A 13290-nucleotide genomic window follows, 5' to 3' on the forward strand; every position below is an offset into this window, starting at 1 on the left:
TTTCCGATCTATTACTGGAGCACGATCAACTGGCCTTCCTCAAGACCCTTCGTAATTTCCACTTCGGTAGAACCGATAATTCCTTGCTCGACATCGACTTCCCGAATTTTGTCTCCCTCTTCCAAAATGCGGACGAAGGTGCGGCCCAAGTAGTTCCGCAGGCCGCTGCGAGGGATAAGCAGTACGCTTTCCTTCTCTTGGAGCCGAATCGTGACATCCGCTTTCGTACCGATGGTAGCCGACTCCGGAAGCGACTCCGTCTCAACATAGACATGAGAGGCATAACGCGAGCGGAGGATTTCATCATCCGTCTGCGGCGCGCTGCTCGGCGTCTGCGTCACTTTGCCCTCTACAATCTCTGTTCCGAATTTCAGGGAAGCGTTGAAGCCTACCGTAACCTTCATCGCATCGGAGGATGTGTCAATCTGGAACGATATGCGGAGCTTGTTAGGATCGGAAATCATGACGATCGTCTCATACGGCTTGACGACATCGCCTTCCACGAGCGGCGCGACAAACGTCACCCGTCCGTCCATCGTGGCAACAAGCTGCTTGTTGCTGTATGAATCCTGCAAGCGGGTATATTTGATCTGGTCAATCTCGTATTGCAGCTGCGCGATGCGCAGTCCCTCCTCGTCATCCGCAATCCTGGCTTCACGGAGCTTCTTGCGGGATATAAGCATATTCATCTCCAGCGTGCGCAATTGCACGTCCATATCGCCCACGTCCAGCTGGACAAGCGGATCGCCTTTCTTCACATCGTCTCCTGCGCGGACGAATACTTCCTTCACGCGCCCGCCTTCTGCTGTAAATTCAACAGCATCGGAGAAATAGGATTCCAGCGTGCCGTTGCCCTTCACCTCCTGAGCAATGGCTCCTTTCACAACTGGAGTAGTACGATAGTTCTCCTGCGGCGGCTTGACGAGCGGCGGCTTAAGCGGCTCCTCTTCAGCAGGAAGCAGCGAACAGCCGGATAAAGCGACAACCACTATAAGTGCCAGGAATGCTTTGGATTTAAGTCGGAACCACAATTTGTCCATCCTCCAATTCATACACATGATCAACAATCTCCATAATAGCCGGATCGTGGGTGGTCATAATGATGGTCATTCCTGCTGTCTCCACCAAATTGCGGAATACTTTCATAATTTGCAGCCCCGTCCTGCTGTCCAGCTCGGCCGTCGGCTCATCGGCCAGAAGCAGGCTTGGCTTGTGCGCAATAGCTCTGGCAATCGCCGTTCTCTGCTGCTCGCCCCCCGACATCTCGAACGGGCGATGATGCATCCGCGGTGTGAGGCCGACATGGTCCAGCGCCGCGATGGCTGCCGCCTTCCGGTCAGACGCAGGATAACCGGAAACCCGCAGTACAAACTCTACATTCTCGTAAGCTGACATTAGCGGAATCAAGGCGAAGGATTGAAAGATAAGTCCCATTCTAGTTCGTCTAATATGGTCGCGTTCCCGATTTGATAGAGAAGAAAGCTCCTTCCCCTCGAACAATATGGAGCCGTCGCTCGGACGGTCCAGCGCGCTAAGCAGGTTGATCAGCGTTGTCTTGCCTGAACCCGATCTGCCTTTGAAAGCGATAAGGCTCTGCGAAGGAATCTGCAGGTTGACCCCCTTCAGGACGTGCACAGCTCCTGAGCCTCTGCCGAATGTCCGTTTGATACCGCTTGCTGCAATGATGTCCGATGATGCTGGCTCCATCGCTTCGCCTCCATCTCTCGTTAAAAACGTTTACATTATACTTTTCTTACCATTCTACCTTTCCATACTTGGCAGTACAAGTGATTTTATAGCAACTTATTAGCATAAATACACTAACAGGAAAACCTCCATAAGTATAAAAAATCGTCCATAATTATCAATTTTCGATGTGATTTCATAACTCGCCGATTACTGGTTGCCGATTTGTTTGCCATACGGACGATATAGCTTTGTATATGCCCAGCTTCATGAACTAATCAGATTGCTTTCGTTATTGTCAGGAATCTAACAGGCTAACTTTTTCATTACTATGAAACTGTCTTCGCATAAAAAAGAGACTCGCAGCCATGCATAGTTACTATGCATGGCTGAAAGCCTCTGTTACCTTTATTATGGTTACGCGTGCGCTACCGGAAACTGCATGTCGTACAGCTCACTGTACCTGCCGCCCTTCGCCAGCAAGGAGACATGAGTGCCGTGCTCCTCGATCCGTCCGTTCTCCAGCACGTAGATGGCATCGGCCTGCTGAATCGTAGACAGGCGATGGGCAATGACGAGACAGGTGCGTTCCTTGAGCAGCTCCGCCAGCGCGGTCTGGATCATTTGCTCCGACTCGGTATCCAGGGAGGCGGTCGCTTCATCCAAAATAATCATTTTCGGATTTTTGAGAAGTGCCCGCGCGATGGACAGCCTCTGCTTCTGGCCGCCGGACAGCTTGACGCCGCGCTCGCCGATCCCCGTATCATATCCATCCTTAAAGCTCTCGATGAACTCCGCGGCATGGGCCGCCTTCGCCGCAGCCACCACTTCCTCATCCGTCGCATTCTGGTTGCCGTAGCGGATGTTTTCTCCAATCGTGCCGTTGAACAGCACGATGTCCTGCGTCACAATCCCGATCTGCTCCCTCAAGGAATCCAGCGTCACATCCCGCACATCAAATCCGTCAACGGTAATGCTTCCTTCGCCCACCTCGTAGAATCTCGTGATCAGATGGGCAATTGTCGTTTTGCCTGATCCGGATGAGCCGACCAGCGCCGTGACCTGGCCCGGCTTCAGCTCCAGATTAAAGCCGCTCAGAACCTCGTCCCCGCGTCCCCCCGAATAGGAGAAGGTCACATCATGAAATTGGATATGGCCTTCCATGGGCGGGAGCTGTGCCGCATCCGGCTTATCGGTAATCTCCGGCTGCGTATTCATTACTTCAACAATACGCTCATATGCGGCAGCCGCTTGCTGAATGGAGTTGAGGATGCGGCTGAAATGCCGGATCGGATTCTGCAGCAGCCGCAAGTACGCGATAAAAGCGACAATTGTTCCGACAGTCATGGAGCCTTTCATCGCCAGCCATGCGCCGAATACGAGCACGATTGCGAGGCCGACAAAATTAATAAAATCGATAATTGGCTCGTAAGCCGCACGCAGGCGGGTTACCTGCACATTCGCATCCATATTGCGCTGAGTCCGCTCGGAGAAGCGCTCCGACTCGTAATCTTCCGCTGTAAACGATTTGATCATGCGAATGCCCGTCAGCGTGTTTTGCAGATGGTCGCTCACATCCGCGAGCGATTCCTGAACCTTGCGGAACGAAGTGCGGATGCGCTTGCCGAATACGCGGGTCGTCATAATCATGAACGGGAACGTCGCCAGCAGCATTACAGTAAGTTTCCAATCGATAAACATCATATAAATAGCAATTGCCGTAAACGTAAACACATCGGTGAAAAGCTGCATCATGCTTGACGAAATGAGCTGCTGCAGCACGCTGACATCATTCGTTACCCTCGACATCAAATCGCCGGTACGATTGCGGTCATAATAGGCGATATCGAGCTTTTGGAGGTGACGGTACAAATCGTTGCGCAGGCGGTACAGCACCTTTTGGCCGATTGCCGCCATAACGGATGTGCTTAGGTATCGCAGGAAGCCGAGCGAAATGGCAGCAAGGATGATGCCCGCGCCGATATAGAATAACTGGCTGAACAGCTTCTGATCAATAACGGTATCAATCGTATATTTGGTCAGCTGAGGCACTACAAACTCAAGCAGCGATATGAGAATAATGCATGCCAGCGCAGTGGCGAGCGCTTTCCACTCCGTCCGCGCATGCTCGAATATCCGCAAGAACATCGCATAGATGCTCGCCGGCTTGACCTTCTCCCCTGTGCCGAACTTGCGGGCCGCCATGCCTCTGCCCTGGGGCTGATAACCTCTCTCTCCCATCATGCTCACTTGCCCTCCGTCAATTTATGCAAATCTTCCCTTAACTCGCTCAAAATAACGCGCAGACGCTCAGCCTTTACTTTATCCCCCATCGCCGCTCGCTCCGCCGCCTTCAGCTGATGGAACAGCTCCTTCCCTGCGGGAGTAAGCCTGCGGTTGCGGCCCCGTCCGCGCTCCTCATCATGCTCTCCGCGCCGGTATGCCGAATTCTCGTAGCCGCGTTCCCCGTCCACGGCTCCATGTCTGCCGTACGCGGCATGGCCGTGATGCCTGCCTCGCGGATGGCGCATGTCCTCGCCACGCATGAAGCGGCCCCCTCCGCGCATGTAGCGGCCTCCCCTTCGTCCACCATGTAGGGTTGACTCGTCGTCGGCCATTTCTTCCATCCGCGCTTCCCTCTCCTGATGGAGGAATGTCCTTCCGTCATCTGTAATTTCAAATATCTTTTTTCCCGCTTCCTTCTTGGCGGTGACGAGGCCTTGATCGCTCAGCAGTTGAAGCGTCGGATAGATAGTGCCTGCAGATGGCTTATAGGTGCCCGCCGATTGCTCCTCCAAGTGCTTAATCATTTGATAGCCATGCATGGGCTCTATCGTCAACAGTTCCAGCACTGCGAATTTTACGCCGCCTCTTGAAAAAAATCTTCTGCCAGATGAGCTCCATTCTCTGCCATCCTCATGGTGCACAAACAGCTGCTCATTCTCGTCCCAACTAATATCTGTCACTTGCATCATCCTTTTCGATATATCGTATTGGTTTAACGATATTCTATACGATATATCGTTAACTTGCAATAGAACAGCTAAATGGCAAGCTTGCATCGCGAGCTGACTGCGCGATTGAACGGAAAACAGCGCGTATCATTAATGATACGCGCTGTTTTGGTTCGATTATGAGGGAGCGGCTGATGCGAGGCAGAGAAGTGAACTCTCTAAGCCGAGTTTCTCGGCTTGGAGCTTCTTCGCAGCGCCTGCGGGGCTTTCTAGGCCGAGTTTCTCGGCTAAGAGCTTCTTCGCAGCGCCTGCGGGGCTTTCTAGGCCGAGTTTCTCGGCTAAGAGCTTCTTCGCCGCGCCTGCGGGGCTCTCTAGGCCGAGTTTCTCGGCTTGGAGCTTCTTCGCCGCGCCTACGGGGCTCTCTAGGCCGAGTTTCTCGGCTAAGAGCTTCTTCGCCGCGCTCGCGGGGCTCTCTCAGCCGTGTTTCTCGGCTTGGAGCTTCTTCGCAGCGCTTGCGCACCTCTATAAGCCGAGTTTTTCGGATTAGAGCTTCTTCGCCGCGCTCGCGGGGCTCTCTAAGCCGAGTTTCTCGGCTTAGAACCTACACCTCAATCCGCAGGAAGAAGATAACTGCCGTGACGGTGAAGATACTGATCAGCGTGGAGACGAATACGGTTTGCGAGGCAAACTCTTTCTCGTTGTCGAACTCCACAGCGAGCAATACGCTGCTGAGCGAGGTCGGTACCGCAGAGGATACGATCAAAGCGGCGGCGGTCAGCTTGTCCAGACCCATGAGCCATACGATCAGCCATGCTAGCGCCGGTCCGGCGATGAGCCTAAGGAAGCCGGATAAGCCGACATCGATCAGATGCGGACGGCTAATGCGCCACTGCATGCTGCCGAGCTGGACGCCAAGCGTGATAAGCGCCGTCCCGATGAATGCATCGGACAAGTACCCGATCGGCGTCGCAATCGGCTGCGGGATAGGCACTTCGAAGCCGCGCAGCAGAAAAGCAAGCGGAATCACATAAATGATCGGCATAGACAGGATCGTCTTCCATACTTGCCGCATATCCGTCTTATGGGCGTTAACGCTGTAGACGCCGTATGTATTGGGCACGAGCGCCTGCGTCATCATGATCAGCACCTGGATCGCCAGCGTCTCCTTGCTGCCCGCGAATGCCAGCTGGTTCAGCGGCACGCCATAATTGGCGCTATTGTAGAACAACACGCTGTTGCGCATTGCACTCTTCATGCTAGGCTCATACCCTCTTGCCCGAACGACCGATTCTACCAGAATATATTGGCCCGCCATAAAAATAACGAAAAAAAGCATAACCTGGCCAATCACACTAACCGAAATAGCCGTCCGATAGATAAGATCAAACATTATAGCGGGTGAAAACAAATAGAAATTAAGCTTCGACAGCGTCTTAATATCCAACGAAAACGATCGCTGCAGCACAACGCCTAACGCGACCATAATTCCCATTGGTAATACATTTGTCACTAAGATGTGAAAAAAAATGCTCATGGCCGCATCCTGCTACTTTCCGATGAAGTTGCGCATTTACACGCTGGTTCTTATTCTACCCCCCGCCAGACCTCGCGTAAAGAAGCAGCAGTCTCCAAAGCCGAACATTTCTCTCAATCTATAAAACTCATGAACTAACTGCATCAACCCTATTATCTCTTCCTGCCGCCGTCCTTCGACTTCAGCACATCGAAGCGGCTTCGCTCAGTCCGGTCGATCTGCACAATCTGCCCGTCATGAACGGTAATTTGCACCGTTCCATAAGCCAGCCCCTGCACCTGCCCTATTATTCGCTTCAACCACACATCATTTACTTCAACTGTACGTCCCATCTCCATCTTCCCCTCTCAAAATTCTACAGACGCGCCCTACATTCAAAGTATGCCCTGCACGCAATAGCTCTGGAGCAAGCTCCTTTATCAAACTAGTCAGACTGCCCAGCCACCCATATCCGTAAAGAAGTAAATATCCATCCTCGCAAAAGCAACTATGAACGACAATCTTTGTTAGAATATCTCCATTCCCGCAAAAACAAAAAGATGCAAGTCCCCAAGCCGGAACATGCGCGCCTGCGCTAACGTCCAGCAAAGAAAACATACATCTCCATTCGAATGGTCAATGCGTTTATATAACCAATAAATCCAATTGATTTAGTATGAATTATTGCTTTTATGTTATCACCGACACCGCATACTGTCAACCAACAGGACGGCAATCTCTTCAAAAACAAAAAGCTGCCCCTAAAGAGGGACAGCTTTCATACTATCTTGCCTGCATTCTTGCACCTTGCATCCTTATATCCCTACATTCATGCTCCTATTAACGCGAGGTATTGCCTTCAGACAATTGCTTCAGACCGGACACCAGCTCGTCCAGCCTGATATATTCCTGCACCATCTTGGCAATCTTCATATGCTGCGTCTCCATGCTAGCCAGCACTTCCTCGACAGAGCCCATATTTTGCTGCGTCGTTGCCGCGATGCTGTTGATTTCCTCTGCCATCGTGCCGTACCGCCCGTTCAGCTCCTCGGCGAATTCGCCGACATGCTTCGCCTGCTCGCCGGTACGTTTCGCATTTTCGTTCATGCCCTCGAACAGCTCGCGCGCCTGGCGCGTCACTTCGCTGCTCTTGATAACCGTCGTCTGCTCCTGCTCCACATGCATATACACATCGTTAATCTGGTCGCGTATTGAGGACAGGATGCTGCTAATCTCATTAGTCGATCTGCGCGAATGATCCGCCAGCTTGCGCACCTCGCCTGAGACGACCGCAAAGCCTCTGCCATGCTCGCCGGCTCTGGCCGCCTCGATCGCGGCATTAAGCGCCAGCAAATTCGTCTGCTCCGCTATATCGCTTATCGTGTCTACGATGCTCGTCACTTGCTCATTCTGATGCTGGAGCGATTGCATCATGGAGACTGTGCCCGCAATCATGCTGCGCAGCTCTTCCATCTCCGTCGCCAGCACATCCATCTGCGCTTTGTTTTCGTCTGCCAGGTGGACATTTTCCTTCGAATAACTGCGAAGAAGCGTCGCTCCTTCCAGGAGACGCCTGATGCCTTGCTCTATCTGCTGCGCCGAATCATTGATCGTAAGCACGCTTCCGGTCTGCTTCTCAATCGCTGTCGTCATTTCGCCAAAGGTGCCTGTTACTTCGCGGGAGATGACGCCAGTGGAATGCGCATGCTCTTGCTGCTCGCGGCTGAATTCTGTAAGCACGCCAATAGAGTTGCGAAGCTGCACGAGCAGCTCCTCCGCAAGCTCCTTCGACGCCAGCGCCTCACGCTGGCGCTCTGTCACTTCACGCTGCAAGCGCTGGCTGAAGTGGGCCGAGAAAGCAAGTCCGACTGTAGCAAAAGCCAGATACAAATAAAGATAAACCAGTGATTCGCCAGGGAACAGGCGCTGCTGATATTCGGGAACAACGAACAAATATGTACTTAGCCCCGCCCCTAGAATTCCGGTGAAAATAATCGGTTTATAATCCGAATAAAGCGTCATAATCGCGAGGTTGACGTATACGAGAAAATACGTGCTCACTATTGGAGCAGGATCGGATAAGATAAGCAGCGTTACGATTATCGTCAGATTGCAAGGCACCAGGTATTTCACATACTGGCTGCCAATCTTCTTATACGTCATGAGTGTAGCCGCGCCGCACAGCACCGCGCCTACACCGGCAAGCAATAAGATAAGCTCCATTTTCAAGCCTATGGCGATGTCGGTTAAGATGCCAATCCCGAGCAATCCCCATACGATTTTGACCAGGAGCCTGTTTCTTTTGTCCAACTCCGTTAACCCGTCAATCATCTAACATTCACCCGTTCCTCCAAAGATAATAGCGTAGGATATCTTAGCCAATCATATCTTTCCTTATTGCGATAAATCTCCTCCATATGAAACAATACGGGAATTACATGATCGCCTTTATAAAACACTTTCTCTCCCACTTTTTCTAGCGGCACCTTAAATGTAATTCGAAGCGCCCGAAGAAAGACTGGCTCCAGCAAGGAGACGAAATATGTCATGCCTCTCTTCTCCGCACAATGTACGGCGGCTGACAGGATGTCCGACAGCATCGTTCCTGTGCTTCTGTACATCTTAAGCAATGCAATCTTATCGATCTCGGCCACTGCTCCTGCTGCCGATTGCACTTTAGGATGATCGCGGAAAGGCGCGACTTCATTAATGGGACTAAGCGCGATATCGTACGGTTTGATCTCGGCCGTACCGCCTCCGTAGCCTTCTGTCGTCAGAATCAGATATCTGTCCAGAACATGATCCGCAAACTCCAACTCGTAGCCTTTCTCTCTCCATACGGTTGTCCATATGCCGTTAAACATCGCCAGTTCCAGCTCATTCTCCACTTCCTTGAACATGAATCCCTTAACATGCTCCTTCCCCGATTAATTCATAAATTATTGATGCAAAACAGGAATGATCTGTATATTTATCGGTTTTATAGTTCCTGTTTTTAATAATTTAAAAATTAATGTTAGTAAAATTACCAATTTCGACTTATTCTCATCACAATGTTTTTACAGGTTCTTAATGTTGGACAGAATCTTCCGCATTGCTCGCCGCTAGATTGCTATTAGTAGAAGGTTCGGGTTGTACCTAACGATATCAATCCCGCGATTTTGTGGTCAATTGCTATTTTCCGAAAGTCCGCTTGCGGGCCGCAAAACCATTTCAACCCAACCAAAAAAGTATTTTTGCATCAAAGCACCCTTATCAAAGCCGTCGGACCGCAGGACTAGCCGCTGTCCTCCCCCTCTCATCCATTGCCTGAAGGCTAGACCTTCTGCTAGCCAAACTTACCAAAAGAATCATTTCTGCAAAAAAACAACTTCCGCAGCTAAATGGCAGCGCAAAAAAGCCATCCAGCGTTCGCGGCATCATGCCGCTTTACTGGATGGCCCAAGGCTCATAAGCTTCTAGCCTGCCGTCAAATTATTCGTTGCTGCAAACTGGCTGTTGTACAGATCGGCGTAGAAGCCGCCTTGCGACAGCAGAGACTCATGCGTGCCTTGCTCGATGACCGAACCATTGTTCATCACCAGGATGAGGTCGGCATCGCGAATCGTCGACAGCCTGTGGGCGATTACGAAGCTGGTACGGCCCGCCATCAGATGCTGCATCGCCTGCTGGATCTGCAGCTCCGTGCGCGTATCGACGCTGCTTGTCGCCTCATCAAGAATAAGAATCGGAGGATCGGCCAGAATAGCCCGCGCAATCGTGAGCAGCTGCTTCTGCCCTTGCGAGATATTGGAGGCTTCCTCGTTCAGCACCGTATCATAGCCTTCCGGCAGCGTCCGGATGAAGTGGTCGGCATGGGCGGCCATAGCCGCCTCGACAACCTCCGCTTCCGTCGCCGATGCGCGGCCGTATGCGATGTTGTCCCTGATCGTGCCGTTGAACAGCCACGTATCCTGAAGCACCATGCCGAACAAGCTGCGCAGGCTGCCCCGCTCCATCTCGCGAATATTTCGCCCGTCGATCGTGATCTCCCCGCCATTCAGCTCATAGAAGCGCATCAGCAGATTGACGAGCGTCGTCTTGCCTGCTCCGGTCGGGCCGACTATGGCGACCGTCTGGCCGCTCTTGACGGCTATGTTCATATCCTCGATCAGCAGTGCGTCTGCCTTGTAGCCGAATTGAACACCGCGGAACTCCACATCGCCCCTAGGCGAGGACAATGCGACAGGGCGCGCCGGCTCCGGAGATTCCTCCTCCTCGTCCAGCAGCTCGAAGACACGCTCCGCCGAGGCAATCGTCGATTGAATAATGTTGGCAATATTCGCCGTCTGCGTAATCGGCATCGTGAACTGGCGGGCATACTGGATGAACGCCTGGATATCCCCGACGGTAATCGTCTGGCGCGTAACGAGGATGCCTCCGACCACACAAATGAACACATAGCCGATATTGCCGATCAGGTTCATCAGCGGCATGATAATGCCAGATATGAACTGGGCGCGCCAGCTAGATTGATAGAGCCGGTCATTAATGGTTTCGAATTGCTCGATCGACTTGCGTTCCCGCCCGAACGCTTTGACGATCGTATGGCCCGTATACATTTCCTCTACATGGCCGTTCAGCTCGCCAAGCTCGGCTTGCTGGCTTTTGAAATACACCTGAGAGCGCTTCGCCACCATCGCAATGACGATAAAGCTCAGCGGCAAGGTCAAGACAAGAATGAGCGTCAGCAAAGGACTGATCGTCAGCATCATAATGATAACGCCGACAAGCGTCACGACAGAGGTAATGATCTGCGTCAAGCTTTGCTGAAGGGTGTTGCTGATGTTGTCCACGTCATTAACCACGCGGCTTAATATATCACCGTTGGATCTGGCGTCAAAAAACTTAAGCGGAAGCTTGCCCAGCTTCTCGTTCACTTCGTTCCGAAGCCGGTATACGACTTTCTGGGCTACGCCAGCCATCAGGTATTGCTGGAAAAACGCAAAGAGAGAACTGACGACATACAATCCCGCCAAGAGGGCCAGAATGAACGCGATCGCCTCGAAATCAATCGCCGCGCCAGGCACTCCTTTAAACTTCGCCATCAGACCGTTGAACAGCTCATCGGTCGCTTTGCCCAATATTTTCGGACTGAAGATGGAGAATACGGTGCTCAGAATTGCAGCAGCCAATACCAGCGCCAACTGCAGCCGGAATGGCTTCAAGTATCCTGCCAGACGTTTGAATGACGCTTTGAACTGCTTCGGCTTTTGCCCCGGCATCATGCCAGGGCCGCCTGGTCCGAAGCCCATCGGGCCGCCGCCAGGGCCTTTCCCGCCGCGGCCTTTTCTTTGCTGATGCTCGCTCATGCGCTCTCCTCCTCTGACAGCTGCGATGCTACAATCTCGCGATATATCTCGCTGCCCTCCATCAGCTCCCGGTGAGTGCCGACGCCCGCAATTCTGCCTTCATCAAGCACAATAATCCGGTCGGCGTCCATGACGGTGCTGACCCGCTGCGCGACAATCAGAACTGCCGCATCGGTCGTCACTCCCTTAAGCGCAGCTCTCAGCTTGGCATCCGTCTTGTAATCAAGCGCGGAGAAGCTGTCATCGAACAGATAGATGCTCGGCTTGCGTACCAGGGCGCGCGCGATGGACAAGCGCTGCTTTTGCCCGCCGGACAGGTTAGCCCCTCCTTGCGCGAGCACGGCATCAAAGCCTTCCGGCATCGACTCGATAAATTCAAGCGCTTGCGCCGTCTTGGCAGCCTCACGGACTTCTTCGTCTGTGGCATCCTCTTTGCCGTAGCGAATATTGTCCTGCACCGAACCGGAGAACAAGACAGCCTTCTGCGGAACAAGAGCGATATGCTTCCTCAGCTGATCCTGAGACAAGCTCTTGACGTCCGTGCCCCCAATTCGAACCGAGCCCGACGCCGCATCAAAAAATCTCGGAATCAGATGGATAAGCGTGCTTTTGCCCGAGCCCGTCCCGCCAATAATGGCCGTCACTTCTCCAGGCACCGCTCGGAAGCTGATATCCGAAAGCGCCGGACGCTCCGCGCCCGGATAACTGAACGAGACATTATCGAACTCAACGACACCCGAAGAATGGCGGGGCGCAGAAGCGGATCCGCTTGGATCGGTGACGGACGGCTGAAGCTCCAGCACTTCGCCAATCCGGACTGCGGACGCGGATGCTCTCGGCACCATGACGAACATCATGGAGAACATGAGCAGCGAGAACATGATCTGCATCGCATACTGAATGAAGGCCATCAGATCGCCTACGCCCATGGCGCCGCTATCGATGCGCCAGCCGCCGAACCAGACAATAGCAATTGTCGATAGATTCATTATGAGCATCATAACCGGCATCATGACCGCCATAATCTGATTCACCTTCACAGCGGTGTTCATCAGATCGCGGTTCGCATCCTCGAACCGGCCTCTCTCATGCTCCGTACGGTTGAAGGAACGAATGACGCGAATCCCCATCAAACCCTCGCGCAGCACCAGATTAAGCCGATCGAGCTTCTTCTGGATCGCCTTGAAATACGGCAAGCCTTTGGCGACAATAAGCCAGATTGCCCCGGCCAGCACCGGCAGAGCGACCAGCAGCACCAGCGTCAGCTGCGCATCCTTGTACAGCGCCATAATAATGCCGCCAATACACATCATCGGAGCCATGACCATCAGGCGAAGCATCATCATCAATACTTGCTGCACCTGGTTAATGTCATTGGTCGTGCGCGTAATCATCGACGCCGTCCCGATCTTGTCGAATTCGTGCATCGAGAAGCTCTCTACATGCGCAAATACCTTGCCTCTTACAATGCGGCCAAACCCTGATGAAATCCGCGAGGCATACAGGCTCGCCAGCACGGAGACGATCGTACCGATGACCGTCACTCCCATCATGTAGCCGCCCATCCGCCAGATGTAGGCGGTATCCCCTTCGACCACACCCAAATTGACGATATCCGCCATTAAGGTTGGCAGGTACAGCTCGGCTAGCGACTGCAGCAGGATAAGCACCATGACCAGCACGATAACCATGCGGTAGGGCTTAAGAAAACGAAACAGCTTCAACATGCTTCCGGCTCATCTCCCTAAAAACTTAAGTTGTAAACTATTCAATAGTTTAATTATAC

10 protein-coding genes are annotated in these 13290 nt (G+C 52.6%); all 10 read right to left on the minus strand.

The genetic code is table 11. The features are described from left to right. Window positions 1-11 precede the first annotated feature (11 nt). The 10 genes from D3P09_RS08595 to D3P09_RS08640 all read right to left on the minus strand — a co-directional run bounded on the left by D3P09_RS08595 (window position 12) and on the right by D3P09_RS08640 (window position 13231). The gene (locus D3P09_RS08595; protein ID WP_165867358.1) at window positions 12-1031 is read right to left on the minus strand and encodes an efflux RND transporter periplasmic adaptor subunit; all 1020 of its coding nucleotides are present in this window, start codon (window positions 1029-1031) and stop codon (window positions 12-14) included. Further along, complete coding sequence (locus tag D3P09_RS08600) at window positions 1015-1707, minus strand: ABC transporter ATP-binding protein (RefSeq protein WP_120108986.1); 693 nt, start codon at window positions 1705-1707, stop codon at window positions 1015-1017. Before D3P09_RS08600 ends, D3P09_RS08595 begins: the two co-directional genes overlap by 17 nt. 396 nt (window positions 1708-2103) lie before the next feature. Continuing rightward, complete coding sequence (locus D3P09_RS08605) at window positions 2104-3930, minus strand: ABC transporter ATP-binding protein (RefSeq protein WP_243644000.1); 1827 nt, start codon at window positions 3928-3930, stop codon at window positions 2104-2106. A 2-nt stretch (window positions 3931-3932) separates the two neighbouring features. Next, entirely contained in the window at window positions 3933-4652 is a 720-nt protein-coding gene (locus tag D3P09_RS08610; protein ID WP_243644002.1) for a PadR family transcriptional regulator, read from the minus strand. Between the two features lie 589 nt (window positions 4653-5241). Next, the gene (locus D3P09_RS08615; protein WP_120108990.1) at window positions 5242-6174 is read right to left on the minus strand and encodes an AEC family transporter; all 933 of its coding nucleotides are present in this window, start codon (window positions 6172-6174) and stop codon (window positions 5242-5244) included. A gap of 152 nt (window positions 6175-6326) precedes the next feature. Further along, window positions 6327-6506, minus strand: a complete 180-nt coding sequence (locus tag D3P09_RS08620) for a YezD family protein (protein WP_120110639.1) — start codon at window positions 6504-6506, stop codon at window positions 6327-6329. Between the two features lie 487 nt (window positions 6507-6993). Beyond that, window positions 6994-8484 carry a methyl-accepting chemotaxis protein gene (locus D3P09_RS08625; protein ID WP_120108992.1) on the minus strand — a complete coding sequence of 497 codons (1491 nt, stop codon included), beginning with the start codon at window positions 8482-8484 and terminating at the stop codon, window positions 6994-6996. Further along, a complete protein-coding gene (locus D3P09_RS08630; RefSeq protein ID WP_120108994.1) occupies window positions 8481-9053 on the minus strand; it encodes a hypothetical protein in 573 nt (190 codons plus the stop codon). Before D3P09_RS08630 ends, D3P09_RS08625 begins: the two co-directional genes overlap by 4 nt. Before the next feature lie 558 nt (window positions 9054-9611). Next, window positions 9612-11504: an ABC transporter ATP-binding protein gene (locus D3P09_RS08635; protein WP_120108996.1), complete on the minus strand. Its 1893-nt coding sequence runs from the start codon at window positions 11502-11504 to the stop codon at window positions 9612-9614. Beyond that, on the minus strand, window positions 11501-13231 hold the full coding sequence (locus D3P09_RS08640; protein WP_120108998.1) for an ABC transporter ATP-binding protein: 1731 nt from the start codon (window positions 13229-13231) through the stop codon (window positions 11501-11503). The genes D3P09_RS08635 and D3P09_RS08640 overlap by 4 nt, the downstream gene beginning before the upstream one ends. Between the last annotated feature and the right edge of the window lie 59 nt (window positions 13232-13290).

It is taken from the genome of Paenibacillus pinisoli, assembly GCF_003605435.1.
GTDB lineage: Bacteria > Bacillota > Bacilli > Paenibacillales > Paenibacillaceae > Pristimantibacillus > Pristimantibacillus pinisoli.